General features: G+C 72.3%; 21 protein-coding genes. 11 read left to right on the top strand and 10 right to left on the bottom strand.

Features of this window, described 5'->3' with window-relative positions; genetic code table 11:
- The first annotated feature begins 5 nt into the window (after positions 1-5).
- From ACX9TP_RS40725 to ACX9TP_RS40695, 7 genes are read left to right on the top strand one after another with little or no spacing between them, the layout of a single operon-like run.
- Positions 6-1,514: a phage baseplate assembly protein V gene (locus ACX9TP_RS40725; RefSeq protein WP_482982297.1), complete on the top strand. Its 1,509-nt coding sequence runs from the start codon at positions 6-8 to the stop codon at positions 1,512-1,514.
- The gene (locus tag ACX9TP_RS40720; protein WP_482976070.1) at positions 1,514-1,855 is read left to right on the top strand and encodes a hypothetical protein; all 342 of its coding nucleotides are present in this window, start codon (positions 1,514-1,516) and stop codon (positions 1,853-1,855) included. The genes ACX9TP_RS40725 and ACX9TP_RS40720 overlap by 1 nt, the downstream gene beginning before the upstream one ends.
- A complete protein-coding gene (locus ACX9TP_RS40715; RefSeq protein WP_482976069.1) occupies positions 1,852-2,280 on the top strand; it encodes a GPW/gp25 family protein in 429 nt (142 codons plus the stop codon). Before ACX9TP_RS40720 ends, ACX9TP_RS40715 begins: the two co-directional genes overlap by 4 nt.
- Entirely contained in the window at positions 2,277-4,868 is a 2,592-nt protein-coding gene (locus ACX9TP_RS40710) for a putative baseplate assembly protein (protein ID WP_482976068.1), read from the top strand. Before ACX9TP_RS40715 ends, ACX9TP_RS40710 begins: the two co-directional genes overlap by 4 nt.
- On the top strand, positions 4,855-5,370 hold the full coding sequence (locus tag ACX9TP_RS40705) for a phage tail protein (RefSeq protein WP_482976067.1): 516 nt from the start codon (positions 4,855-4,857) through the stop codon (positions 5,368-5,370). The genes ACX9TP_RS40710 and ACX9TP_RS40705 overlap by 14 nt, the downstream gene beginning before the upstream one ends.
- Positions 5,370-6,455 carry a COG1470 family protein gene (locus ACX9TP_RS40700; RefSeq protein WP_482976066.1) on the top strand — a complete coding sequence of 362 codons (1,086 nt, stop codon included), beginning with the start codon at positions 5,370-5,372 and terminating at the stop codon, positions 6,453-6,455. The genes ACX9TP_RS40705 and ACX9TP_RS40700 overlap by 1 nt, the downstream gene beginning before the upstream one ends.
- A 9-nt stretch (positions 6,456-6,464) precedes the next feature.
- The gene (locus tag ACX9TP_RS40695) at positions 6,465-6,980 is read left to right on the top strand and encodes a hypothetical protein (protein WP_482976065.1); all 516 of its coding nucleotides are present in this window, start codon (positions 6,465-6,467) and stop codon (positions 6,978-6,980) included.
- A gap of 21 nt (positions 6,981-7,001) precedes the next feature.
- Here ACX9TP_RS40695 and ACX9TP_RS40690 read toward each other — a convergent pair whose 3' ends face one another.
- From ACX9TP_RS40690 to ACX9TP_RS40665, 6 genes are all read right to left on the bottom strand, one after another.
- Positions 7,002-7,487 (bottom strand): STAS/SEC14 domain-containing protein, encoded by a 486-nt coding sequence (locus tag ACX9TP_RS40690; RefSeq protein WP_482976064.1) that lies wholly within the window; start codon positions 7,485-7,487, stop codon positions 7,002-7,004.
- Between the two features lie 109 nt (positions 7,488-7,596).
- On the bottom strand, positions 7,597-8,247 hold the full coding sequence (locus ACX9TP_RS40685) for a M23 family metallopeptidase (protein WP_482976063.1): 651 nt from the start codon (positions 8,245-8,247) through the stop codon (positions 7,597-7,599).
- Positions 8,247-9,113, bottom strand: coding sequence for a TolB family protein (locus ACX9TP_RS40680; RefSeq protein WP_482976062.1), 867 nt, complete (start codon positions 9,111-9,113; stop codon positions 8,247-8,249). Before ACX9TP_RS40680 ends, ACX9TP_RS40685 begins: the two co-directional genes overlap by 1 nt.
- A gap of 155 nt (positions 9,114-9,268) precedes the next feature.
- Complete coding sequence (locus tag ACX9TP_RS40675; RefSeq protein WP_482976061.1) at positions 9,269-10,075, bottom strand: hypothetical protein; 807 nt, start codon at positions 10,073-10,075, stop codon at positions 9,269-9,271.
- A 285-nt stretch (positions 10,076-10,360) separates the two neighbouring features.
- Positions 10,361-11,992: a cell wall anchor protein gene (locus ACX9TP_RS40670; RefSeq protein ID WP_482976060.1), complete on the bottom strand. Its 1,632-nt coding sequence runs from the start codon at positions 11,990-11,992 to the stop codon at positions 10,361-10,363.
- A 103-nt stretch (positions 11,993-12,095) separates the two neighbouring features.
- Positions 12,096-12,917, bottom strand: coding sequence for a hypothetical protein (locus tag ACX9TP_RS40665; RefSeq protein WP_482976059.1), 822 nt, complete (start codon positions 12,915-12,917; stop codon positions 12,096-12,098).
- A gap of 160 nt (positions 12,918-13,077) precedes the next feature.
- Here ACX9TP_RS40665 and ACX9TP_RS40660 point away from each other — a divergent pair, with 160 nt between their 5' ends.
- The gene (locus ACX9TP_RS40660) at positions 13,078-14,421 is read left to right on the top strand and encodes a hypothetical protein (protein ID WP_482976058.1); all 1,344 of its coding nucleotides are present in this window, start codon (positions 13,078-13,080) and stop codon (positions 14,419-14,421) included.
- 15 nt (positions 14,422-14,436) lie between these two features.
- Complete coding sequence (locus tag ACX9TP_RS40655; protein WP_482976057.1) at positions 14,437-15,750, top strand: hypothetical protein; 1,314 nt, start codon at positions 14,437-14,439, stop codon at positions 15,748-15,750.
- A 95-nt stretch (positions 15,751-15,845) separates the two neighbouring features.
- Here ACX9TP_RS40655 and ACX9TP_RS40650 read toward each other — a convergent pair whose 3' ends face one another.
- Positions 15,846-17,642 (bottom strand): hypothetical protein, encoded by a 1,797-nt coding sequence (locus tag ACX9TP_RS40650; RefSeq protein ID WP_482976056.1) that lies wholly within the window; start codon positions 17,640-17,642, stop codon positions 15,846-15,848.
- 44 nt (positions 17,643-17,686) lie between these two features.
- The gene (locus ACX9TP_RS40645) at positions 17,687-18,043 is read right to left on the bottom strand and encodes a hypothetical protein (RefSeq protein WP_482976055.1); all 357 of its coding nucleotides are present in this window, start codon (positions 18,041-18,043) and stop codon (positions 17,687-17,689) included.
- A 179-nt stretch (positions 18,044-18,222) separates the two neighbouring features.
- Between ACX9TP_RS40645 and ACX9TP_RS40640 the strand changes: the two genes are divergently transcribed.
- Positions 18,223-19,629, top strand: a complete 1,407-nt coding sequence (locus tag ACX9TP_RS40640) for an FAD-binding oxidoreductase (RefSeq protein WP_482976054.1) — start codon at positions 18,223-18,225, stop codon at positions 19,627-19,629.
- Positions 19,630-19,642: 13 nt separating this feature from the next.
- Here the strand turns inward: ACX9TP_RS40640 and serA are convergent, their stop codons facing one another.
- Together serA and ACX9TP_RS40630 are read right to left on the bottom strand one after the other, a co-directional pair.
- Entirely contained in the window at positions 19,643-20,893 is a 1,251-nt protein-coding gene (serA, locus tag ACX9TP_RS40635; RefSeq protein WP_482976053.1) for a phosphoglycerate dehydrogenase, read from the bottom strand.
- Between the two features lie 11 nt (positions 20,894-20,904).
- Entirely contained in the window at positions 20,905-22,521 is a 1,617-nt protein-coding gene (locus ACX9TP_RS40630; RefSeq protein ID WP_482976052.1) for a sensor histidine kinase, read from the bottom strand.
- A gap of 405 nt (positions 22,522-22,926) precedes the next feature.
- Here ACX9TP_RS40630 and ACX9TP_RS40625 point away from each other — a divergent pair, with 405 nt between their 5' ends.
- Complete coding sequence (locus tag ACX9TP_RS40625) at positions 22,927-24,813, top strand: hybrid sensor histidine kinase/response regulator (protein WP_482976051.1); 1,887 nt, start codon at positions 22,927-22,929, stop codon at positions 24,811-24,813.
- Positions 24,814-24,832 lie beyond the last annotated feature (19 nt).

The raw sequence follows: 24,832 nt of genomic DNA, 5'->3' as shown, positions 1-24,832 counted from the left end.
GCCGCATGCGCGGACTGCCCGAGCTGCGCATCGAGGCCGGAGGCTCGCCCCTGTCGGTGGCGGACCTGCGCAGCCTCTCGTCCGTGCGCGTGCAGCAGCGACTGGCGGCCCCCGCGCAGTGCGAGCTGACCTTCACGGACCCGCGCGGCACCCTGGCCTCCTCGGGCCTTCCGCCGGGGACGTCGCTGCGCGTGGCGGCCGGCGCGGGCACGGAAGACCTCTTCACCGGCGAGGTGACGGCCGTCGAGTTCGCCCATGCCACGGGCGGCGCGCGCGAGGTGCGGGTGCGCGGCTATGACGTGCTCCACCGCCTGCGCAAGCGCCAGCCGGTGCGCGCGCACGTGCAGGTGACGCTGGAGGACCTGGCGCGCGAGCTGGCGTCGGGGCTGGGCCTCTCCGTCGACGCGGCGGCGCCCGGGCCGCTGTGGCGCCACCTCATCCAGCATGGCCAGTCCGACCTCGACTTCCTCGTGGAGCGCGCGGACCGCTGCGGCCTCTACCCCGTGCTGCACGGGGACACGCTGAAGCTGGTGACGCTGGAGGGCGAGGGCACCCCGGTGCCGCTGCTGCTGGGCGAGACGTTGCTGGAAGCCACCCTCGAGGTGAACGGCGACGCCTCCTGCCGCGAGGTGTCCGCGGAGGGCTGGGACGCCCTGCGCGCGGAGTCACACGCCGGCCATGCCGAGTCGCCGCGCGTGGGGCGCCGCGTGGACGCGGAGGTTTCCCCGGGCAGCGTGGGCGGCGAGGACCGGCGCGCGCTGGTGGACGAGGCGACGGAGGGCATTCCCCACGCCGACGCCGCGGCCCAGGCGGAGCTGGACCACCGCTCCGCACGCGAGGTGGTGCTCACCGCCGCGGCCGAGGGTGACGCGCGGCTGCGGCCGGGGGCCCGGGTGGAAGTGAGCGGGGTGGCCGCCGCCGTGGCGGGCCGCTACGTGCTCACCGCCGTCACCCACCGCGTGGACGCGCGCCACGGCTTCATCTCCGAGCTGTCCTCCATGCCTCCACCCCGGCGTGCACGGGCCCGGGCCTCGGCGGTGACGCTGGGCGTGGTCAGCCGCGTGGACGACCCGGACGGCAAGGGCCGCGTGCGCGCCACGCTGCCGGCCTACGGCGGCGTGGAGACGGACTGGATGCAGGTGCTCGCGGCGGGCGGCGGCTCCGGCAAGGGGCTGATGCTGCTGCCGGACGTGGGGGACACGGTGCTGCTCGCGCTGGGCGGCGAGGACCCCGCGCGCGGCGTGGTGGTGGGCGGCCTGTACGGCGGCGGCGGGTATCCGGACGCGGGCGTGGAGGGCGGCGCGGTGCGGCGCTACACGCTGCTGACGGCGGGCGGGCACAAGCTGCGGCTGGACGACGAGGGCCGCACGCTGCGGCTGGAGGACACCACGGGCAGCTACCTGGAGCTGACGCCCAGGGGCGTGCGCCTGCACTCGGAGGTGTCGCTCGACATCGAAGCGCCCGGCCAGGACGTGGTCATCCGCGGGCGCTCCATCGACTTCCGGAGAGGGTGATGCGGGTCCTGACGGTGGATGCGCTGGTGGTGTGCGCCCATGAGCTGGGCCGGGTGGGGCTCGTCCACTCGCAGTCCTTCGTGACGGTGGAAGGCCGGCCCGTGCTCGTGCGCGCGGACCCGGAGGGACGTCCCATCGGCGGGTGTCCCAACATCGGCCCCACCATCAAACCCTGTACCGCCACGCTCGCGGTGCAGAAGGGCTACTCCCCGTTCGTGACGATTGACGGCAAGCCCGTGTGTCTCGACTCGCTGACGGGGCTGACCGACGGCACCCCGCCCGGCACGGTGAAGTACAAGGTCAACGCCCCCGGGCAGACGCTGGTGACGGAGGCCGGATGAGCGCACCCCGCTACCGCACCTGGCGCTTCGCGCATCCCGACTTCGAGATGGCGGAGCAGTCCGGCCTGCGCCTCGCCCCCACGGGCCGGGCGGAGATGGTGGAGGAGCACGCCTCCATCCGCCAGGCCGTGCTGCTCCTGCTCACCACCACGCCCGGAGAGCGCGTCATGCGTCCGGACTATGGCTGCGAGCTGCACCGGCTGCTGTTCGCCAGCAACGACGACACCACCGCCGGCCTCGCCATCCACTACGTGCGCCGCGCGCTGGAGCGCTGGGAGCCGCGAATCGTGGTGCTCCACCTGGACGCCACGCGCAGCCCGGACGAGCCGCACCGGCTGGACATCTCCCTGGAGTACCGCGTGCGCGCCACCGGACGCACCGAGCGGCTCGCCTATCCCTTCTCGCTCACGGGAGGCCCGACATGACCTCGCTCCCGTCGCCGCGCCTGGATGACCGGAGCTTCGCCCAGCTCGTGGAGCAGGCGCGCGCCCGCGTCCAGGCGTCGTGCCCGGACTGGACCGACCTCACCCCGCATGACCCGGGCATGGTGCTGCTGGAGGTGTTCTCCCACCTCACGGAGACCATGCTGTACCGGCTCAACCGGCTGCCGGAGAAGGCGTACGTGGAGTTCCTGCGCCTGCTGGGCGTGCGCCTCCAGCCGCCCGCCGCCGCGTCGGTGCGCCTGCGCTTCACGCTGGCGCGCCCGGCCGAGCGGCCCGTGGAGGTGCCGCGCAACACCCCCGTCACCCTGGCCCGCGCAGGCGCCGGCGCGGAGCCCGTCGTCTTCCACACCGCGGACTCGGTGACGATTCCGGTGGGGAGCACGGAGGTGGAGGTGCTCGCCTACCACTGCGAGCAGGTGGACGCGGAAGCCGCGGGGCAGGGCACCGGCCAGCCGGGCCTCACCGTGCAGGCGAAGCGGCCGCCCATCGTGGCGCCCACCGGCGACTCGCTGGACCTGGTGGTGGGCGTGGAGGCGGCGCCCGGCGAGCTGGACGCACGCGCTCCAGCCCGACGCCATGACGGCCGCACCTACCGCATCTGGCGCGAGGTGGAGAACTTCGCCGCGCTGGCGCCGGACGAGCCCGCCTACGTCGTGGACCGGATGACGGGCGCGATTACCTTCGCCCCCTCCGCGCGGCTGGCGAACGAGGCCGGCGAGCTGGGCGCGCCGCGCGCGCTGGCCGGGATTCCCCGTGACGGAAGCAGGATTCTCCTCTGGTACCGGCGCGGCGGAGGCGACCGGGGCAACGTGCCCGCGGGCACGCTGGAGCTGCTCAAGGTGCCGATTCCGGGCGTGAAGGTGACCAACCCCCGCCCCGCCACCGGCGGCCGGCCCGCGGAGACGCTGGACAACGCGCTCCTGCGCGGGCCGCAGGAGCTGCACTCGCTGCGGCGGGCCGTGACGGCGGGCGACTTCGAGCTGCTGGCGCTGCGCAGCTCCGGCGCCGTGGCGCGCGCGAAGGCCGTCACCCTGGCGCAGCTGTGGGCGCACGCGCCCGCGGGCACGGTAGAGGTGCTGCTGGTGCCCCACCTGCCACCGGACGTGCAGGGCCCCGCGGGCGAGGGCATCACCGAGGCCACGCTGCGCACCCACGAGACGGAAGAGGCGCGCGCCCGCATCCTCGCGGAGCTGGACGTGCGCCGGCCGCTGGGCACCGCGTGCCACGTGGAGTGGGCGCGCTACAAGACGGTGCGCGTGCAGGCGCGCGTGGTGGCGCACCGCGAGGAGGACGCCGCCGCGCTGCGCACGCGCCTCATCGAGCGGCTCCACCGCACCCTCACGCCGCTGCCCTCGCCGCTGCAGCCGGAGGGCTGGCGCTTCGGCCAGGCGCTGCGGGCCTCGCACGTGTACGACGCGCTGCTGGCCGAGCCGGGCGTCAGCTACCTCGACAAGGTGCGCCTCATGGTGGACGAGGTGCCGCGCGAGGTGCGCACCCTGGCGGCGGACACCTTCCAGCCGGGCACCTTCTACGCGGGCGGCGGCGAGACGCTGTTCCGCACCGTGAATGACGCGGACGGCTGGGAGAAGGCGGGCCTGTTCCCCGGCGAGGACGTGGACGCGGTGGAGGCGCACCCCCAGCGCGCGGGCTACGTGGCCGTGTCCGCGCGGCTGGCCAGCGACGCGAAGCGCTCGCGCATCCACGTGTCCTTCGACTGCGGCGAGACGTGGGAGTCCTCCACGCACACCCTGGACGCGGTGGAGGACCTGGCATGGGCGGAGCGGGACGGGGTGCCCGTGCTGCTGCTCGCCACCCGCGTGGGCCTCTTCGAGCTGATGGTCCGCCCGGGCGCCACGCCCATCCAGGTGCTGGTGGACCCGGCGAGCCAGGATTTGGGCTTCTTCGCGGTGGCGGCCACCACGGACGCGCGCGGCGCCGTCAACGTGGCGGTGGCGGCCATGGGCACGCGCGGCGTCTTCCTCTCCGCCGGAGGAGGGCGCAGCGGCACCTTCCGGCCCATTGGCCCGCGCGGCGCGGACGTGCGCGTGCTGGAGGTCCAGAAGGACGGGCCGCGCTCCTTCCTCTGGGCGGGGCTGGCCGCCGCCAGCGGCGCCGACCCGGGCCGGGGCTGCCTGTGCTGGGAGCTCATGGGCAGCGCGGACCCGCCGGACGGGTGGCGGCCCTTCGACAAGGGGTGGGACGGCGGCAGCTGTCTCACGCTCGCCTTCAGCGGCTCCACCGTGTACGCGGGCAGCCACCGCGTGGGCGTGCTGTGGCTGGACGCCAGCCGTCCGGGCGCGACGTGGAAGCGGCCCGAGGTGGGCAGCGGCCTCCCGCTGCGCGAGGCCGAGCGCCTCTTCCAGCCCGTGTACGCGCTGGCCACGTCACCCAAGGGCGCGCCGCTGCTGGCCGGCGGCCCGGACGGCGTCTTCCGCAGGCCCTCGGGCAGCGAGCGCTACGAGCCCGTGTCCACGCGCGAGTTCACCGAGAAGGTGACGCTGCCGCCCACCTGGCTCCTCTGCTCCGGCGCCCACGTGCTGGAGGTGGTGACGGACAATGCGGAGCCCTGAGATTGAGCGCCTGCTGCCGGGCGTCTTCCAGCGCACCGTGCAGCCCGAGTCCCCCCTGGCCGCGCTGCTGGAGGTGATGGAGGCGCTGCACGCGCCCAGCGAGGAGGTGCTGTCCCACCTGGAGTCGCACTTCGACCCGCGCCGGGCGCCGGACCGCTTCGTGCCCTTCCTCGCCCGCTGGGTGGGCATGGACCTGCCGGTGACGACGGGCCTGGGGCGCCTGCGCGAGTTGGTGGCCGCGGCGGTGGAGATTTCACGGTGGCGCGGCACGGCGCGCGGCCTGCTCCTGTTCCTGACCACCGCCACCGGGCGCACGGACTTCGCGGTGGACGAGCAGGTGCCCGGGCCGGACGGCCGGCCCCGTCCCTTCCACGTGCGGGTGCGCGCGCCCGCGGAGGTGGCCTCCCACCGGCTGCTGCTGGAGCGAATCATCGAGCGGGAGAAGCCCGCCTACGTCACCTACGAGCTGCACTTCGCGCAGCCGCCCAAAGGAGCAGGTTGATGCCACGCGCCTTCGACATCACCGCCGTGACGGACTCCATCCGTCTGAACGCGGCGGGACAGGGGGAGGTGGCCTTCACGGTCTCCAACGCGCTGCGCGCGCCCGTGCGCGCCCGTGTCTCCGTGGTGCCCGGCCCCGGCGCGAAGGCCGAGTGGTTCAGCATCGACGGGGAGGCGGAGCGGGACTTCCTCCCGGACGGCACGCGGCAGCTCTCCGTGAAGATTCGCGTGCCGCCGGGCACGCCGCCGGGGCGGCTCACCTTCCACGTGCTGGTGGTGGACGTCGTCAACCCGGACGAGAGCTACGCGGAGGGGCCCTCCACCGCCTTCGAGGTGGTGGCGGCGGCGATTCCGAAGAAGCCCTTCCCGTGGATATGGGTGGCCCTGGCGGCGGGCATCGTCCTCATCCTGGGGACGGTGATTGGCATCATCGCCTCGCGCGGGGGCGCGCCGGAGCTGAAGGAGCCGTGTCCGGAGGGCGAGTGCGACAAGGGCCTGGCCTGCACCGGCCAGGACGGCGGCGTGTGCCTGCTGGCGGCGGGGCAGCCGTGTGACGGCGGCGCCATCTGCTACACCGGCTTCTGCAACCGGAGCGGCGCGTGCGAGCTGCCGCTGGGCGAGGCGTGCACGACCGAGACGAGCTGCACGGGCCCGCTGAAGTGCACCCAGGTGCTGGGCAACCGCATCTGCATGCTGAAGCCGGATGCGCCCTGCGAGCGGGACAGCGACTGCTCCAGCTTCTTCTGCCGGCCGGACAACAAGTGCAACCGGGACGACGGGCGCTGTGAGAGCAACGCGGAGTGCCGGTCACCCTCCACGTGCAGCCCCACCCGGCTCTGCCAGCTTCCCAATGGGGAGCAGTGCACGCGCAACGAGACGTGCCTGTCCGGCTTCTGCTCGGGCACCTGCCAGCCCGCGCCCTCCGGCTCCCTGTGCCCCGCCGGGTGCCCGCCCTTCTCGGCGTGCAGCTTCGGAAGGTGCATCCCGGTGGCGGGGCAGACCCTCAACCAGGACCTCCTGATGGGTGCCCCGAGGACGCGCGAGAGCATCCAGCAGCTCCAGATTCAGCAGAACCCCCAGCAGTAGCCACGCGCCATGCCCGAGCTGAAGCCCATCCACGCGGTGCTCATCCTCGCCATCATCGCGATTGTCGCGCTGTACGTGCTCGGCGTGGGGTTGGGCGCGACGAGCGACTCACCGCGCGCGGTGGACCCGGCGGCGTCGGCGGAGCGGCTGAAGGAGCGCTTCCTGAAGCCCCGCCCGGTGACGGCGGAGGAGCTGGCCACGACGTGCCCCTTCGAGGACGGTGCGCTGGCGGTGATTCGCGGGCCGCCGTGCACCGTGGACGTGAAGGCGTCGGACGCACGCTCCCGTTCCTTGAAGCTGATTCCCCGCTCACCGTCCTCGATGAAGGTGGAGTGGGTGCCGCGCGGGAAGCCGTCGGTGCCGGCGACCTTCAACACGCTCGACGAGGCGAAGGAGCTGGACGTGACGAAGGAGGGGGCGGACCTGAGGGTGACGTGCCTCGTGCCCGCGTCATCGATTCCCTTCTGCGAGCTGCGCCTGCTCCCCTCGGCGTCCGCGCGGGCGGATGCGGGCCGCCCGGAGTGAGCCTTGGGGGGCCCGTGACGCTCAGGGCAGCAGCGCCTGGGCGACGTCCATCAGGCGCCGTATCTGCTCGTCGGACATCTTCAGGTGTTGGGCCGCGCCCGCCAGGTCCTCCGGAGGGAGGGCCCGCATGGCCCGCGGGGTGAACCAGTTGAAGAGGGTGACGATGCCGCGCACCATGGTGGAGCGCGTGAGGACGACCGTGGGCGGAATGACCTCGCCCTTCGCGCCCCGGCCCCGGTTGAGCGACTGCTGGCGCTGGGTGGCATCCGGCCCGGGCCCTTCCGCCAGCACGAACTGCGCGCTCATCGTGGGCAGGTACCTGGAGATGAGGTCGCAGTAGCGCACCCACTCCTCCTGGGCTGGAGGCTGCGCGTCGTGCGCAATCACCAGCACGTCACCCACCATGGCCACGCCCAGGGTGCGGCCCTTGAACACGTCCCGCACGTCCGGTGCGTCGAGCTTCCCCTGCGCCGCCGAAAGACCCGCTTGTCCGGAAACTCCGCTCATACCGGGATGCTCCCCGCAAGCCGCGGGCGCTGCAACCTCCCACCTCGAGCAGGCGCCCCCGAGCGAGGTCGGGGACGCCCCACGTCACGGGCAATGACTCAGCTCACCGCTACTGGCAGGTGATGCCGGGCAGGCCCCGGTACGCGCCCTGCGAGGTCCACCGCGTGTACGGCGTGCCGCAGGAGCCCGCATACGGGTCATCCGTGCCGTAGCCCGGCACCCAGTACTCGAAGTGCAGGTGCGGTCCGGTGGAGGCACCGGACGAGCCCACCCGCGCAATCCAATAGGCGCAGGCGAGCGACGTGCCGCGGGCGAACTGCTGCGTGTAGGCCTTCAGGTGCCAGTACTTGGTCTGGGTGTTATCCGGGTGCCGCATGATGATGTAGTTGGCCGTGTAGAGGCCGCAGGCGGCGTACGGGTTGGCCTGGTCCCAGTAGTTGCACCGGTCGAAGTACCCGTCCACGTTGGCTTCGATGTAGCCGCGCGCGGCGTTCATCGCCCAGACGCCGTAGTCCATCTTGCTGAACCCGCCGACCAGCGCGTAGTCCGTGCCCGTGTGGCCGCTGTAGCGCACGCCACCGCAGGCGTAGTCCCGTCCGCCGTAGTCCTTGTACGCGCTCACCACGCAGCCGCCGTTGCCGCACTGGTCCGTGAGCTGCGAGGCGGGGAAGCGGAACATCGTCTGCGCCGAGGAGAGGGCCGGAAGGGCCAGCAGCGCGAAGGCCAGCGCCGCGGTGAGCTGCTTCAGGTGCGTGCGCATCACTTCTCACCTCCCAGGTCCGGAGCCGCGTCACCCGTCCGCACATTCAGCTTCCAGAACTCACCGCCGCCCGCGTTGTAGCGGAGCACGTCGTCGCTCACCCACTCCATGTGGTGGCTGGAGACGGGCGGGGGCACGAAGCCCTTCGGAGGGCCACCGAACAGCAGCGTGCTGTCCATCCCGACGTTGGTGAGCTGCCGGGGCTCCCCGCCGTCCACCGTCGTCACGTAGAACGACGCCACGGTGGTGCGGCCGGACACGAAGACCACCGTCCGGCCATCCGGAGAGATGCTGGGCGTCGCGTCCACGCCGGGGCCGTCCGCCAGCACCTTCACGCGGCCCTTCATGTCGATGAAGCCCACGGACGTCTCGTGCGCATGCTGGCCGTCCATGATGAGCGTGGCCACCAGCGCGTCACCCTTCGCGGTGGGGAACAGGTCTCCGCCCACGCCCCTGGCCAGCAGCCGCTCCCGGCCGTTGGCTTCGCGCAGGCGCAGGTTGCCCTCGCCATCCAGCAGCGCCACGTCGCGTCCCACCGTGCGCGCCTCGCGATACTTGAACTCACGGTCCACCACGCGCACCGCGCCGCTCGCCTCGTCGTACTGGACGATGGCCAGCAGCGGCAGCTCGTCCGTGCCCAGCGGCTCGGCTGGAATCTCCGCGACCACGCCGGCCAGCATTCCCTTGCCCTGGCCGAAGAGGTGGACGAACCGGGCCTTGGGCCCGAACTCCTTCGCGACGGCGGGGACCAGGTGCTCTCGCGCCTTCGACACCCGGCGCAGGTCCGCCGGATTCATGCGGTCCGCCGCCACGGCGCTCGTCGCCGCCAGCGTCACCACGGTGAGTGCCAGGAATTGTTTCTTCATTTCGCTCCAGGGGTTGGGGGGAAAACCCATGCGGGCTTTGTGACGAGAAGGGTTTTCTCACCGGGCTGGAGCGAGTTGCTTGGAAATTGATTATTCCTTGGAAGCGACAAAGTTGAAGGCCGGGTGTGCGCACGGCCTTCGCCGTCCGGCTGTCATCAATAAATCGACTGGCACACGGACTTGCCGGCGTCGCGGGTGTCCCAGTCGCTGACGACGCAGGTGTTGCCGTAGCGGTCTCGCTGGATGGAGCCGCCTCTGGAGAGCCGCGCGAGGTCGTTCGCTCCGAGCAGCGGGCAGATTTCACCCACCCGTTGCCGGGCGTCATCGGGCGACACGAGCGCCTGCCACGGCGCGCAGGGCCAGTCACCGGCTTCGCGCTCGAAGGCGAGCTGCGTGGGTTTGCAGAGCGACCAGCCCATGACGGCCGGGTCCTGGTCCTGGATGGTGCAGTAGGTGCTGTAGCCCTTGCCGGTGATGGAGCCGCCTCCCGAGAGGCGGACGTGGTCCCACCGGCCGATGGAGTTGCAGAGATTCTGTCCGCCGTTGCGCGCCTCCTGGGGGCTCATGAGCTCGGAGCCCTGCGGGCAGGACCCGTCGCCCTTCTGCTCGAACCAGGGCACGGGCGGCGGCATGCACAGACTGCCCAGCCGCTTGCTGTCGGTGGTGTCGTAGATGATGCAGTCGGTGACGGTCCGCTGCATCGCACCGCCTCCCTCCAGCCGGACGATGTCTCCCGGGGCGAGGCGGTAGCAGACGGGCTTCAGGTTGTCGCGGGCCACCGAGACGGGCATCAGGTAGGTGCCCGGCGCGCACGTCGAGTCGCCAGCGACCACCTCGAGCTGCCCGGCGAGGGGCGCCTGGCTCCGGGCTGTTTCCTCCGTGGGCGGCTGGGGGGCTTCGGTGCTTTCTCCGCAGCCGGGCGCGGCCAGCAATGACAGGCAGACGAACAGGTGCTTCCTCATGTGTGGCTCCAGGGCAGTGCCGCGAGCGCGTGGGCGGCTCGCGGCATGACGGGAGGGCACATGAGCAAGGGCGGGACCAGGGCGTCTGGAGCCGGCCCCGCACACGGAAATCGAGGGGTTGGCGCGGGAAGTCCGGCCACCCACGCGGCGGCGCGAGCGCAAACGTGCCAGTCCTGGCACGCGCCCGGCGTCCTCTCGCGGACGGGGATGTCAGGCGCCTCGAAGAGCCGTGAGGCTGAAGGGGGCGCCCCCGCATGAGCGCGGGGGCGCCACACCTGGGGACGGTTACTGCCGGACGACGCGCTTGAGCCTGAAGGGCGAGGGGCTCTCGCTCATCGTGAAGTAGCTCGCGCCGTTGGCCTCGTACTCGATGGCCTCGCCCTGGCCCTCCACGGTGTCCGTCAGCGTCACCGGCGTGGCCGCGAAGGCCGCCTCGATGCCGCTGCCCGCGGGCGCGCGGAACTCATAGACGACGCGGTAGGTGCGCAGCAGGAAGCGGTTGGCGCACGGGTGGATGGCGCCGGACGTCGCGTAGGAGAAGTTCACGTCCGTCGTGGTGGGCAGCTGGAGGTTGGACACGAAGACGAGCGTGGACATGGTGCCCGGCGCCGGCAGCGGCTGCGGGAACTTGTAGACCTTGCTCGCCCCCGTGCCCGACTTGGTGATGACGTAGATGTCGCCCGTGGTGGGGTGCACCATGATGGTCTCGGCGTCCTTCGGCGAGTCCGGGTACTGGAAGGGGAACTTCTCCGCCGTCAGGCTGCCGCTCGTCTGGCCGGCGCCGATGTTGGGCTCCGGAATCCGGTACACGGCGAAGGTGGACGGAGGCGTGGGGAAGTTGGCGCTCGAGCGGCCGATGTCGCCCATGTAGATGCACTGGCCGGCGGGGCAGGGGCCGGTGGCGACGTCCTCCCAGTCGGCCGGCGTCACGCCGGCGACGTTGAAGGTGCCCAGCGTGCTCGCGTTGGCGGTGCTGATGGCGACCACGGCGGTGGTGTCCTCGTTGTGCACGTAGAGCACGCCCGGCGTGAGGCGGCTGGCGGCGAGGCCCGACGGCTCGACGATGGCGGTGGACGCCACGGTGCCCACCGTCGTGTACGTGCTGGCGTACGTGTCACCCACGGTGCACGCGGGCGCGCCCGCCGCCCGCAGCGCGACGACCTGCGCGATGTTCGTCTCCGCGTACGGAGAGCTGCCGTTGAACGCCGGCTGCGCCCCCGCGGCGCCCAGGGCCAGGTACGCCGCGTCGTAGATGAGCCCCGTGGACGAGGACACGAGGCACGTCTCGAACGCCTCGGTGAAGCCCGTGGGCGGGACGATGGGGCTTGCCGGGCAGGCCGCGCCAATCCAGATTTGTGAGCCGAACCACACCGCCAGGCCGTTGGCCGACGTGGTGGTGATGGCCGGGGTGTTGAAGCTGGCGGTGAGCCCGTTCTTCTGGCCGCTCTGCGCGTCGATGGGGTTGGCGGTGTCGACACCGGAGAACGCGGAGAGGCTGCCCGCCATGTAGCTCGCCAGGTCGATGGTGAAGGTGTAGCTCGCGGGCTCGGCGGCGCCGGCGACCTTGTAGAGGACCCAGGCCTTGATTTGAGACGCGCTCTGGTCCGAGCGCAGCACCGTCCAGCCCGCGGGCGGCGTCAGCACGGCGGCGACGTTGTTGCGGTTGATGATGCGCGCGAGCAGCACGTCCCCCTGCGTCGTCCCGGCCGGCTTGTTGATGGCGAGCGAGGTGATGCCCTTCCCGCTGGCGGTGGCGCTGCTCCGGTAGCCGATGGTCGTCAGCGCCTGGGCCTGGGACGGGGAGTCGGACTCGAGGGGGGCCTGCTGCGTGTCCACCGGCCCGCAGCCCAGCAGGGCGAGGAGCGGGAGCGCGCAGGCGAGGCGTGTGGCGTTCAGCCTGAAGACCTTCAATGTCATTACAATCTCCGAGGGGGCTGCCCCGCGGATTCGCTGGGCATTGCGTCTGTGTTACATGAGCAATGCCTTCATGTATATGTATCGCTGACGGCGGCGCTGTGGCTCACGCCGCGGCCATGCGCTTGATGCGCAGCACCTTGACGATGGAGACCAGCGCGCCCACCAGCAGCAGCACGGCCCAGATGAGCCCGAGGATGGCGACGATGATGGCGCCCACCGCGTCGGTGATGCTCACCAGGATGCCGGGCACGAGGCCGTGGAGGAAGGACACCACGGCGTTGGCCAGCAGCGAGGTGAGGTAGAGCAGCACCAGCCCCTTGTTCTGCAGGAAGCGCTGGTGCGCGAGCACGAGGCACACGCCCGCCGCCAGCTTGAAGGTCATCAACAGCCCCAGCGTGCCGGCCGCGCCGCCCCGGTTGAAGAAGCCCCACACGGCCAGGTACGCGAGGGTGCCGAAGGGCGCCGCGCACAGCAGGCTCACCATGGTGATGAGCAGGGCGATGGCCGCGATGAGCAGGCCAATGCCCGCGAGCAGCGCCACCACCGCGCCAATCAGCGTGGCCAGCCCCTGCACGCGCCCGTGGACGCGCTCGGGGATGATGAGGCTGGCCCCCATCAGCGCGAGGGTGAGCAGCAGGAGCCCGTCCACCAGCGCGAGGTAGGGGATGCCCATTCCGGGCGTGGGCGGGTTCTCCTGCTGCGTGCGCAGCACGTCGTCCGGATTCACGCCCTCGCCCTCGCACACGGACTTGTGCAGGGGCAGGCACGCCTCGGGGAGGGTGGCGGGCGGAGGCGCGCACGGCTTCGTGCCCTTGAGCGCCGAGCAGTCCGCCGGCTTCTGCGGCAGCAGCACGGGAGAGCCCACCTCCACGAGCACCGACAGCGCCAGCAGCACCAGCGCGGCGATGAAGAATGGTCTGCGCAAGCCACCCATGCGGCGTCCCCCGGCCGGCGCGCGTTGTGGTCGCGCGCGGGGAGGATAGGCATGGCGCCAGCGGGCTCCCCGGCGGGGTGGCGCGGACTGTCCTGCGGCGCACCGGGCCTCCTCCCGGAGGGCAGCGCCGTGCCGGTATGCTGCGGAAGCAATGTCCGAACGCGCACGCGCCAGCAAAGAGGTCCGGGCGGAGCTCCTCGCCACGGACGGGGACACGCGCCGCAAGCTGGAGGGGCGCGTCGAGCTGCTGGAGGCCGGCCTGCAGCGCTACCGGTGGCTCGACGACGCGCTGAGGGACGACGACTGGGAGGGCAAGCTGCGGGCGGAACCGGCGCTCATTCAAGAGGTGCTGGCGCGGGACGCGGCGTGTGTGGAAGCGGTGGAGCGCGTGGGGAAGCGCGCGGAGGTGGAGGGCTGGCGTGAGGACGCGCCGGTGCTCGGGCTCGCCCGCGAGGTGACGGCGAGCCGGGCGCGGCTGGAGGCGCGGGTGCGCAAGCGGCTGGACTCGGTGAAAACGGTGCGCGGCGCGCTCTCGCTGGAGGAGGCGCTGCGCCGGCTGGAGGCCGTCGTCCGCGTCCCGGTGTCCCTGGTGCGCGAGCCGGGGGAGTCCTTCTCGCTGGCCTGCGGGACGCTGGATGCGTGGAAGCAGAACCTGGCGGCGGTCCTCTACGTCCTGTCGCTGGTGGGCCTCCTGGCCGCGTTCGTGGTGACGCTGGCGGCGGATGTGCAGGCCCTGGCGTGGCTGCTGTGCCCCGCGCCGTTCCTCGTGACGGGAGGCGCCATCCTGGCCTTCCGCGGGCTGCGCCCGGGCGTCCTCTGGCTCACGCCTCGGCGCCTGGTGTGGGCGCCCGCCCGGAGCGAGCCCGTCGAGCTGCGCCTGGACTCCATCCCGGAAGGGGGCGTCGCGCTGACGCGGAGCGGTCTCCGCGTGGAGGGAGGCCGGCTGATGGACCTGCGCGGGCTCGGAGAGACTTCCACGAAGAAGCTGCGGCTGTGGTTGGAGCTGCTGGTCCGGCAGCCGGAGCTGCGGGAGCGGAGCGCGCTCGTGGAGCGACCGGTGGACGTGGTCTGCTTTCCGGCGCTCCTCCGCCGCAACAAGCTGTGGGAGCCGGGGCAGGCGGTGCTGCTGCGGCGCATGCTCTTCTTCCTCCCCGGTGAGGATGCCGGCGCGACCCTGGTGCGTGCCGCGACGGGGCGGACGCTGGACTTCCACGCCGAGCCGTCATGGGTGCTGGGCCTGCTCCGCTGGCAGCCCGAGTCGGACCTCGACGCGTACCTCCTCCGGGCCGTCAGGGCGAGCCGGGGTGTCGCGTGGCCCTCGGACCTGGCCCGCCACTCCCGGGACGTCCCGCTGGAGCAGCAGATCCACTTCACCTACGAGGCCGAGGTGCTCGTGGGGCGGGCTCCGGGGAGGGACCTGTCCGCCATCGCGCGCATCCTCGAATCCTGGACGGAAGGGGCCGGGACGGTTTCTCCGCTCCGGCGCGACGTTTAAGCTCTCCACCCGCACATGGCCGAACGCACCCGCACCGGCGGCGCCACGGGCGCTGGACTCTCCACCGAGGACATCCACCGCCGCCTGGAGGGACGGGCGGAAGTCCTCGAGGCCGCGCGCGCGCGGCAGGCCACGCTGGAGTCGGTGCTGGGCGCTCGGCGGTGGAGGCACCAGCTTCGCGCCCGGCCGGAGCTGATTCCGGAGTGGCTGACGCACGCGCCCGCCGTCACCGAGGCGCTGGAGCGCACGCGCCGCCGCGCGGAGCTGGAGGGCTGGCCCGAGGACACGCCGGTGCTGGTGGCCGTGCGGGAGCTCGGGGACGGCGGGAAGCGGCTGTCGGCGCTGGCGCGAAGCCGGCTGGCTGTGCTCGCGCCCGTGTCCGGAGCTCCGTCGCTCCAGGAGGACCTGCGCCGGCTGGACGCGCTGGTGCGCAAGAAGACGGCGCTCACGCTGGAGTCGGGAGAGGTGCTCGTCTTCGAGAGCCAGCAGAAGTGGCAGGCCTCGCCCCACATCTCGCCGCTGGTGGCGATGCTCCTGCTCGGCACCGGGGCGCTCATCGTCTCCGCCATCCTGGTGGACAAGCTGTTCGACATGGGCGGGGTGGCCCTGCTGCTGATGATGGCCACCGTCGTGCCGTGGATGGTGGTGGCGATGCGCTCCGGGCGGGTGTGGCTGACCAGCGAGCGGCTGCTGTGGCAGCCGGTGCTCGGAGAGCCGGTGTCCGTGCCGCTGGCGTCCATTCCCACGGGCGGCGTCCACGTGGACCCGGGGATGCTCAACGTCCGGGTGGAGGGGGAGCGCCGGGCAGACGTGCGCCATCTCCAGGACGCCCACCAGCTCGGCGTGCTCGTGGAGTTGCACCGCCAGCCTCCGCTGCGCGGCGTGGCACGGGCCGGGGTGAAGCTGGCGGACGTGGCCATCTACCCCGCCGCGCTGCGCGGCGAGGCCACCGGGCCGCGGAAGGGCCACGCCGTGCTGCGCCCGGACGGGGTGTCCTTCATCCCCGAGGGTGCCGGGCTTACGGCCCTGCGCGCGGTGACGGGGAGCGCGGCGGACCTGCCGGTGGAGACGGAGTGGGTGCTGGAGCAGCTGCGCTGGCTGCCGGACACGGAGTTCGATGCGTACGTCGCGCGCGTGGTGAAGGCCACGGGGGGCCAGCGCTGGTCGGCCTGGGACGCGAGCTACCGCCCGGGGGCGCCCGTCTGGCAGGAGGTGCGCATCACCCGGGGCTCCGCGGTGCTGACGGGCGGGGTGGACTGGTCCCGGCAGGGCGCCACCGAGCGCATCCTCCGCTCGTGGCCCCAGCCCACCTCGGGGGAGCCTCGCTGACCCGCTTCAGCGGTGAGGCGGCTTCTTGGCGTGGTCATCGGAGTGGTCATCCGACCTCTCTTCCGAGCGCTCTCCTCCGACCTGCCTGACGTGGGTCAGGGCGACAGGATGAGCTCCACGAGCAGGTCCTCGTCCTCGTCTTCCTGGACGGCCGCGTCCGCGTCGTCCACGTCGTACCCCTTGAACGAGAAGCCCGCCGGCATCCCCTGGCCGAGGCACGGAATGCTTCGTGGCGGCGCGCCCACGCCGTCCCCGTCCTCGTCCCGGTAGACGACGGCCCAGCGGAAGAGGTCCGCCGCCGCGTCATCGCAGTCGTTGCCCGTCGCCTCCGTGAAGTAGGGCGCCGACAGGGCGGCACCCACGCACTGCTGTCCCCGCTCGGGCATGGTGTGGCCGTCCGCGTCCCGGTCCACGTGGAAGTAGGTGCGCGTCTGCCAGCGTGTGCCGTCCTCGGCGGCGCAGTCCGTCCCGGTGATGGACCAGGGCGCGCGCACCACGCCATCCGTGCACAGCATCGTCGCGGTGCCCGCGCCCACGCCGTCCGCGTCCGTGTCCTCCCAGGCCTGCAGGCGCAGGTACACGGTGAGGTCCGCGTCGTCGCAGTCGAAGCCATTGGACGCGGTGTGGTAGCCGGGCGGCAGCGCGGCTCCAGAGCACCACAGGCCCGACTCCGGCACGGTGTAGCTGTCTCCGTCCACGTCCCGGTGCAGGTAGGACAGCACCTGCCACGCGGTGGCGTTCGTGGCCGCGCAGTCGGTGTCCACGAAGGAGTAGCCCTGGGGCTGCTGGGGACCGGCGCACAGCGTCTCCTGGGCCCCCGAGCCCACGCCGTCCCCGTCGGTGTCCGGGTACAGGCTCCAGCTCACCCGGACGTCGCGGTTGCCGTCATCGCAGTCGTCGCCGAGCGGCCATTCGTGATGGCCCTCCGGCAGCGTCCCCGAGGTGCACAGCACGCCGCTCTCCGGCACCGTGGCCCCGTCGCCGTCGTGGTCCCGGTGCGAATAGGAGCGCCACTGCCAGAGGGCGCGGTCCTCGGGGGCGCAGTCCTCTCCCTGCCACGCGTAGCCCGGGTCCGGCGTGGCGCCCATGCACCGCGGCACGGATGCTCCGACGCCGAAGCCGTCCCCGTCCGTGTCCACGTACGTGCCGCGCAGGGCCCACCGCGTGCGGTCCGTGTCGTTGCAGTCGAGGCCGCTCTCCAGGTTGGTGTAGCCGATGGGCAGCCACGCGGCGCACAGGGTGCCCGACTCGGGCACGGTGGCGCCGTCCACATCCCTGTCCCGGTACCGATAGGAGAGCCACTCCGAGCTCGTGGAGTCATCGGGCGCGCAGTCGCCGTCGCCCGCGGCGTAGCCCGGAGGAGGGCGCGCGCCCAGGCAGTAGGACACGCTCTCTCCGCTGCCGACGCCGTCCCCGTCCGAGTCGAGCCAGCCCAGGGTCGACTGCTGGAAGCGGGGCGCGGCGTCATCGCAGTCCGGAGCGCCGGGCGCCTCCTCGTAGCCCGTCAGGGTGTTGCCCACACACGCCGTCACCGGCCCCGCCGCCGTCGCGCCGTCTCCGTCCAGGTCGGGGTAGAGGCCCTCCACCTGTCTCCACCGGGTGGAGTCGGTGTCGTCGCAGTCGCCCGCTTCGGGGACCCAGCCGTCGGGCAGCGTCCCATCCGTGCACCGCGTCGCCTGGGGCCCCGCGCCCAGGCCGTCTCCGTCCAGGTCGCGGTAGCCCGGCAGCGGCCGCCAGACCTGCGCGGAGCGGGCGGCGCAGTCCTCGGCATCTGCCACGCCGTCACCATCCGAGTCCAGCCCGGTGCCCGCGCCGTCGCTGCTGGAGCACGCGGACTGCAACCCCAGCAGGGCCAGCGTCAGGGCCAGCCATGTGCTTCGCCTCGTACCCATGAGAGGACTCCGTCTTCCCGACCCGACGAGGGGCCGGAGAGCGGCTAGCGGCGCGTCAGCTGGCAGGTGGAGGCCATCCAGGTCTCTGGCGCCTGCACCATCGTGAAGAGGTAGAGGCCCGGCTTGCTCATGGAGAGCAGCGCCATCCGGTCGCACCGCGAGAACAGCGCGCCGGCGGACGTGCTGACGGTGCCGCGGAAGACGAAGGTCCGCGGGGCGCCCTCGCCCTGGAGGATGCCGGTGACCTCGACCCGGTTGTCGTCGACGATGAGGTAGCTGTCCACCGTCTCGAAGACGTAGGGCTTGCTCGACTGGGGCTTCTCCGCCGCCAGGGCGGAGGGGGCCAGCCCCGGGAAAACGGCCAGCAGCGCGGCGAGACGCAAGGAGCGGTTCTTCAACATCGTGGAATTCCTCGTGGGGGACGGCGGCGGAGCCGGGGCCTGGAGGCGCCGCCTCGTATACGGAGCGAGCGGGCTTTCCTGACCATTTCCAGCCTTTTTCGGCGTCCTTCCGACGCAAGCCGCGTCCCGGGGCCCTGCTGCGCCTTGTCACGGCGAGGCCCCTGCAATACGCCTGAGGCATGTCCTCCCCCGTGCTGCCCGCCGACTTCCTCCGCGCCATCGCCGAGGGCTTCCCCCCGGACTTCCTCACCCGGGAGCCGGCCGAATTGCAGGAGTTCGGCCGCGACTGGACGCGCGTCTACACGCCGGCCCCCAGCGCGGTGGCCCTGCCCCGGAGCACGGACGAGGTGGCCCGGCTGCTGGCGCTGTGCCACCAGCACCGCGTGGCGGTGGTGCCCTCCGGGGGCCGCACGGGCCTGGCGGGCGGTGCGGTGGCGGCCCGGGGGGAGGTGGTGCTGTCGCTCCAGCGCATGGCCCGCATGGGTCCGGTGGACCTGCTCGGCAACACGGTGCGCGTGCAGGCGGGCGCGGTGACGGAGGCCGTGCACCACCACTGCGCCGGGCACGGCCTCACCTGGCCGGTGGACTTCGCCTCCAAGGGCTCCAGCACCGTGGGCGGCAACATCGCCACCAACGCGGGCGGGGTGAAGGTCATCAAGTACGGCCTCACCCGCCAGTGGGTGCTGGGCCTTCAGGTCGTCACGGCCCAGGGCCAGGTGCTGGAGCTCAACGGCGCGCTGGAGAAGAACAACACCGGCACCGACTTGCGGCAGCTCTTCATCGGCAGCGAGGGCACCCTGGGCGTCATCACCGAGGCCACCCTCAAGCTCACGCAACTGCCCGGCAAGCTGGACGTGTTCCTCTTCGCCGTGCCGGACGTGGCCGCCGTGCTGCGGCTGTTCCGCGACGCGCGCCAGCAGACGGCCTTCGGCATCTCCGCGTACGAGTTCTTCACCGACAGGTGCCTGGCGCGCCTGCAGCGCCACCGCAAGCTGCGCTCACCCTTCGACGCGTCCAGCGGCTGCTACGTGCTCTTGGAGGCGGAGCCCCGAGACGCGGCGGCGGTGGAGGCGTGGCTGGGCTCGCTGTTCGAGCGCGGGCTGGTGACGGACGGCACCCAGGCGCAGGGCGCGTCGCAGGCGGCGGAGCTGTGGGCGCTGCGCGAGGGCATCAGCGAGAGCCTCTCCGCCACCGGCCTGCCGCACAAGAACGACATCTCCCTGCCCGTGGCGGGGCTGGAGGGCTTCTGCGCGGAGCTGGAGTCCGTCTTCGCCGCGCGCTACCCGGGCTGGGAAATCTGCCTCTTCGGCCACATCGGCGACGGCAACCTGCACGTCAACGCCATGAAGCCGGACGACATGGAGAAGGCCGAGTTCCTCACCCGCACGAAGCAGGCGGACCCCACCATGTTCGAGCTGGTGAAGAAGCACGGCGGCAGCATCTCCGCCGAGCACGGCATCGGCCTCTTGAAGAAGGACTACCTCGGCTACTCGCGCTCCCCGGCGGAGCTGGAGCTGCTGCGCGCGCTCAAGCGGGCCATGGACCCCCAGGGCATCCTCAACCCCGGGAAGGTCATCGACGTGTGAGGCGCACCGGACGTCAGGACACGATGCGCGTCTTGATGTCCGTCTGCAGCCCGGCGATGGCGTTGCAGACGGGCTGCGACACGTCCTGGTCCAGGTCCATGACGAGGTAGCCGATGTTGGCGTCCGTGCTGAGCACCTGGGCGTGGATGTTGGCGTTGAGGTCCGAGACGATGCGGTTGATGTCGCGGAGCACGCCGGGCGTGTTGCGGTGCACGTTGAGGATGCGGTGTGTGCCGGGGATGAGCGGCGCCTCCACGTTGGGGAAGTTCACCGCGCCCGTCGTCGCGCCCGCCCTGTAGAACTTGAGCAGGCTGGTGGCCACCTCCTTGCCGATGGCCGCCTGCGCCTCCTCCGTGGAGCCGCCGATGTGCGGCGTGAGCACCACGTTGGGCAGCCCCTGCAGCTCGGTGACGAAGCCGTCCGAGTTGCTCTCCGGCTCCTCCGGGTAGACGTCCACCGCCGCGCCGCCCAGGTGCTTGGAGGTGAGCGCCCGCGCCAGCGCGGGGATGTCCACCACCGTGCCGCGGCTGGCGTTGATGAGGCACGCGCCCTTCTTCATCCGCGCCAGCTGCTCCGCGCCCATCATCATGTGCGTGGACGCCAGCGCCGGCACGTGCAGGGTGACGAAGTCCGACACCGCCAGCAGCTCGTCCAGCGTCGTAGCCGACTGCGCGTTGCCCAACGGCAGCTTCGTCATCACGTCGTGGTACAGCACCCGCATGCCCAGGGACTCGGCCAGCACGCCCAGCTGCGAGCCGATGTGGCCATAGCCGATGATGCCCAGCGTCTTGCCGCGCACCTCGCGGCTGCCGGTGGCCACCTTGCGCCACTGGCCGGCGTGCACCTCGCGGCTGCGGTCGAAGAGCTGGCGCGTCAGCACGATGACCTCCGCCAGCACCATCTCCGCCACGCTGCGCGTGTTGCTGAACGGGGCGTTGAACACGGGGACGCCGTGCGTGTTGGCCGCCGTCAGCTCCACCTGGTTGGTGCCGATGCAGAAGGCGCCAATGGCCAGCAATTCCTCCGCGTGCACCAGCGCGGAGGCCGGCACCGTCGTCTTGCTGCGGATGCCCAGCAGGTGCACGCCCTTCAGGCGCTCCGCCAGCTCGTCCGGCTTGAGGGCGGCAGCGGTCCGCTCCACCTGGAAGCCCTCGGCGGCCAGCATCTCCTCCGCGGACGGGTGGATGTTCTCCAGCAGCAGGGCGCGGAAGGGGCCCGTGTTGCTGATGGGACGCGTGGGCGAGGGGAACCGGGCAGTGTTCATGGCGCTTTGCGTTAGACCTCGGCTCCGGGGCTGTCAAGCGTGGGGTGAGGGAGCCGCCGCCCGGGTGGCAGCGGGAGCGTGAAAGTGAATGTGCTGCCGGCGCCGGGGACGCTCTCCACCCACAGCCGGCCGCCGTGGGCCTCCACCAGCCCCCGGGCGATGTAGAGGCCCAGGCCGCTGCCCCGGTGCGCGGTGTCCCGGGACTGCCAGTGGCGCTCGAAGATGCGCGGTTGCTCGTCCTCGGGGATGCCCGGGCCGGTGTCCCGCACGGCCACGCGCACCTCGCCGGCCTCGGCGCGGACGTCCACCGTCACCGCGCCACCCGCCGGGGTGAACTTCACCGCGTTGCCCAGCAGGTTGGCCAGCACCTGGAGGATGCGCTCGCGGTCGCACAGAACCATCAGCCCCGGGGGCAGGTGCTGCTCCAGCCGCAGCCCCCCGCGCAGGGCCTGGGGCTCCATCAGCGCGAGCGCCTCGCCGACGAGCTCCCCCACCGGCTCCGGCCGGGGCTCCACCGCCAGCGGCTGGCCCGCGTCCAGGCGGGCCGCGTCCAGCAGCGCGGTGATGAGGCCGAGCATGTGCACCGCGGCCCGGTCCATGGCGGCCACCCGGCCCACCAGCCCCTCGCCGCCGGGCAGCCGCAACAGCTTCTGCTGGAGCGCCGCGGCGCTCAGCCGCACCGTGGCCAGCGGGTTCTTCAAGTCGTGCGAGACGATGGCCAGCACGTCCTCCAGCTCGCGCGCCGCGGCCTCGGCGGCCCGGGCCAGCCGGGCATTCTCCATGGCCAGCCGGCGCTGCTGCTCCGCCTCCTCGCCCGCCTGCTTCCACGCGCGGACCTGCTCCTGGTGCAGGCGGTTGCTCTCATTCGCCGCCCGCCAGACCACCACCGTCAGGGCCAGCATCATCGCCATCGCGAAGAGGGGCCACGCCAGCCGCGCCTCCACGAAGCCCCGCCGCGCGCCCAGGTCCACCAGCACGCCCACCACCAGCGGCAGCAGGCCCGCGAAGAGCAGCCGGCGCGCCATGACGCCGCCTGCCGCGACCGACGTCACCGCCGCCACGGGCCCCTGGTCCGGCCGGAGGAAGAGGATGCCCAGCGCCAGCAGCAGCTGCGCCGCCGCGTTGTGGGGGGCGGCGCCAATGCCGCCGCCGAGGTGGTAGATGCGGTGCTCCCCGAAGGCATAGCCCAGCAGCACCGTCAGGGGGATGAGCATGGCGGCCAGCGCGAGCAGCTGGGAGCGGGCCGTGCCCCACCGTCCCCTGCGGTCCACGGTGAGCAGCGACAGCCCGAGCAGCGTCAGCGCCGATGCCGTGTGCGGCGACATGCGCTGCCCGGAGAGCAGGCCGGGCAGCTCCACGCCCACCGGGCGCCAGACGTACGACAGGAGCGTGAGGAGTCCCGCTGCCGTCACCAGCAACGCGGCGATTGCCGCCAGCCAGTGACGGGTGGGGCTGCCCCTCAGCAGCCAGGTCGTGGCCATCGCCGTGAGCATCAGACACGCGGCGGAGGCGGGCACCATGACGGGCATGCCGGGGCGGGAGAGCACGTCCTCACCCTGGAGCACCCAGCCGGCCAGCACCGCGGTGCACACGGGCAGCACCAGGGCCGCGGCGACTCGAGGCAGCATTCCCGACCTGCGCCAGAGCTGCAGTTGTCGTGTCTCGTCCACGCCCCGCCCCCCGGCTTCGGCCCTTCAACCTATGAATCACCCTGGCGGGCCGCCCGAGCGGGGGAGCGGGCCCTGTCCGGGCCGGTGGCCCGGGCCTGGCTGGAAGGTCACCGGACGTGGGAGGGCGTTTTCTTCCAAGCCGCATCGGAGCCACCCCGGCACTATTTTCTGCTAAGCCCGGCCCCAAGCTGGACGCAGGGGCTCGCCCACCCGCTCCCGACCGGGTGCGTCCCATTCCCCCTCTCGTACTCGACCGCTCGCCCGGCTTCTGGGTAGCCTCCTCCCCCTCTCGTGAGCACGCCCGTTCACCGCCCAGGACCCGAGGCCGCCACCTCTGTCGCGGCAGGTCCCCCACGAGTCTGGATGGTGGACGACAGCCCCGCGCAGCTGGAGCGGGCCTGCGAGCTCCTCGCGAAGCGCTACACGGTCGAGACCTTTCGCAACGCGGAGGAGATGCTGGAGCGGCTCGCCGGCTCGCCGCCAGACGCGCTGCTGCTGGACTGGCAGCTGCCGGGCGTCTCCGGTCTGGACGCGTGCCGCTTCGTGCGTGAGCACTACGATGACGTCACGCTCCCCATCCTGATGCTGTCCTCGCGCGGGGCCCACCAGGACTTCACGGAGGGGCTCCAGGCGGGGGCCAATGACTACGTCGCCAAGCCGTACGACGAAGCGGAGCTGCTCGCCCGGGTGGCCAGCCTCCTGCGCATCCGGGCCCAGGGACAGCGGCTGCGCGAGCGCGAGGCGTACCTGTCCACGACGCTCTCCAGCATCGGCGATGCCGTCATCACCACGGACCCGGCCGGGCGCATCACCTTCCTCAACCCCGTGGCCGAGAGAATCACCGGCTGGAGTGACGCCGATGCCCGGCAGCGGCCCCTGACCGAGGTCGTCCGCCTCATCGATGCCGCCTCGCGCGCGCCGGTGGAGAACCCCGTCAGCCGGGCACTCGCGCTCGGCACCGCCCAGGGGCTCACCCACCCGACGCTGCTCATCCGCAAGGACGGCTCGGAGGTCCCCGTCGACGACCGCGCGGCCCCCATCCGCGCTGGAGCGGGCGCGCTCATCGGCGCCGTGCTCGTCTTCCGCGACGTCGCCGAGCAGACCCGGGCCCGCGTGCAGCGCGATGAGCTCACGGCCAGGATTCGCGCCAGCGAGGACGAGCTGCGCGTCCTGCTCGACGCCATCCCCGTCCTCGTGTCGTTCGTCACCGCGGACGAGCGCTACGGCCGGGTCAACAAGGCGTACGAGGACTGGTTCGGGATATCGCAAGAGGACCTCCGGGGCCGCAAGGTCCGGGAGGTCATCGGAGAGGCGGCGTACGCCGTGCTCGGCCCCTACGTCCGGCGGGGGTTGAGTGGAGAGAGCTTCTCGTTCGAGCAGTACGGTGTGCCCTACCGTCTGGGCGGCACCCGCGACGTGAGGGTGACCTTCATCGCGCAACAGGAGCCGGGCGGGCCGGTGATGGGCTACGTCGCGCTCCTCCAGGACATCACGCTCCAGCGGACGCTGGAGCAGGAGCGCGAGCAGCACCTCCAGCAGCAGCGGCAGCAGGCGGAGTTCGAGCAGCAGCTCATCGGCATCGTCAGCCATGACCTGCGCAGCCCCCTGAGCGCCATCCTGCTGGGGGCCGGCCGGCTGAATCAGCGGGAGAAACTGGACCCGAGCGCCCACAGGGTCGTGTCGCGCATCGAGTCGTCCGCCTCACGGGCGGTGCGGCTGGTGAGTGACTTGCTGGACTTCACCCAGGCACGGCTCGGCGGCGGCATCCGCATCGTGCGTGCCCCCGTGGACCTCCACGCGCTCAGCCGGGCCGTGGCGGAGGAGGTGGAGGCGGCCCAGCCTTCCGTCCAGCTGGAGGTCCGGGCGAGCGGCAACGCACAGGGCCTGTGGGACGCGGACCGGCTGTCCCAGGTGATTCAGAACCTGGTGACGAACGCCGTGAAGTACGGCGAGCCGGGAAGGCCCGTGCAGGTCTCCACCGAGGGTGACGGCACCCAGGCGACGCTCCGCGTGCACAACGAGGGCACGCCCATCCCGCCCGAGCAGTTCGCGACGCTCTTCCAGCCCCTCCAGCGGGGCACCGACGTGGTGGACCGGGTGGGCCGCAGCGTGGGGCTCGGCCTCTTCATCGTGAGGTCCATTGTCGAGGCGCACCAGGGCCACGTCCAGGTGGAGTCCGCTCCCGGGAAGGGCACCACCTTCATCGTGACGCTGCCGCAGCAGCCGGTGGAGCCTTCGGCGCCCCACTGACGGAGCCGGGCTTCCACGC

The sequence above is a fragment of the Pyxidicoccus sp. M15 genome (assembly GCF_056858435.1).
The sequence above is the reverse complement of the archived record's forward strand: the minus strand, read 5'-3'. Positions and strand labels throughout refer to the sequence as shown.

Coding starts and splice junctions, on each gene's coding strand:
- ACX9TP_RS40700 (WP_482976066.1), top strand. CDS start 5,370: ATGCCACGCGCCTTCGACATCACCGCCGTGACGGACTCCATCCGTCTG.
- ACX9TP_RS40650 (WP_482976056.1), bottom strand. CDS start 17,642: ATGGGTACGAGGCGAAGCACATGGCTGGCCCTGACGCTGGCCCTGCTG.
- ACX9TP_RS40630 (WP_482976052.1), bottom strand. CDS start 22,521: ATGCTGCCTCGAGTCGCCGCGGCCCTGGTGCTGCCCGTGTGCACCGCG.
- ACX9TP_RS40660 (WP_482976058.1), top strand. CDS start 13,078: ATGTCCGAACGCGCACGCGCCAGCAAAGAGGTCCGGGCGGAGCTCCTC.
- ACX9TP_RS40710 (WP_482976068.1), top strand. CDS start 2,277: ATGACCTCGCTCCCGTCGCCGCGCCTGGATGACCGGAGCTTCGCCCAG.
- ACX9TP_RS40715 (WP_482976069.1), top strand. CDS start 1,852: ATGAGCGCACCCCGCTACCGCACCTGGCGCTTCGCGCATCCCGACTTC.
- ACX9TP_RS40655 (WP_482976057.1), top strand. CDS start 14,437: ATGGCCGAACGCACCCGCACCGGCGGCGCCACGGGCGCTGGACTCTCC.
- ACX9TP_RS40640 (WP_482976054.1), top strand. CDS start 18,223: ATGTCCTCCCCCGTGCTGCCCGCCGACTTCCTCCGCGCCATCGCCGAG.
- ACX9TP_RS40690 (WP_482976064.1), bottom strand. CDS start 7,487: ATGAGCGGAGTTTCCGGACAAGCGGGTCTTTCGGCGGCGCAGGGGAAG.
- ACX9TP_RS40625 (WP_482976051.1), top strand. CDS start 22,927: ATGGTGGACGACAGCCCCGCGCAGCTGGAGCGGGCCTGCGAGCTCCTC.
- ACX9TP_RS40670 (WP_482976060.1), bottom strand. CDS start 11,992: ATGACATTGAAGGTCTTCAGGCTGAACGCCACACGCCTCGCCTGCGCG.
- ACX9TP_RS40705 (WP_482976067.1), top strand. CDS start 4,855: ATGCGGAGCCCTGAGATTGAGCGCCTGCTGCCGGGCGTCTTCCAGCGC.
- ACX9TP_RS40720 (WP_482976070.1), top strand. CDS start 1,514: ATGCGGGTCCTGACGGTGGATGCGCTGGTGGTGTGCGCCCATGAGCTG.
- ACX9TP_RS40725 (WP_482982297.1), top strand. CDS start 6: ATGCGCGGACTGCCCGAGCTGCGCATCGAGGCCGGAGGCTCGCCCCTG.
- ACX9TP_RS40645 (WP_482976055.1), bottom strand. CDS start 18,043: ATGTTGAAGAACCGCTCCTTGCGTCTCGCCGCGCTGCTGGCCGTTTTC.
- ACX9TP_RS40680 (WP_482976062.1), bottom strand. CDS start 9,113: ATGAAGAAACAATTCCTGGCACTCACCGTGGTGACGCTGGCGGCGACG.
- ACX9TP_RS40675 (WP_482976061.1), bottom strand. CDS start 10,075: ATGAGGAAGCACCTGTTCGTCTGCCTGTCATTGCTGGCCGCGCCCGGC.
- ACX9TP_RS40685 (WP_482976063.1), bottom strand. CDS start 8,247: ATGCGCACGCACCTGAAGCAGCTCACCGCGGCGCTGGCCTTCGCGCTG.
- serA (WP_482976053.1), bottom strand. CDS start 20,893: ATGAACACTGCCCGGTTCCCCTCGCCCACGCGTCCCATCAGCAACACG.
- ACX9TP_RS40695 (WP_482976065.1), top strand. CDS start 6,465: ATGCCCGAGCTGAAGCCCATCCACGCGGTGCTCATCCTCGCCATCATC.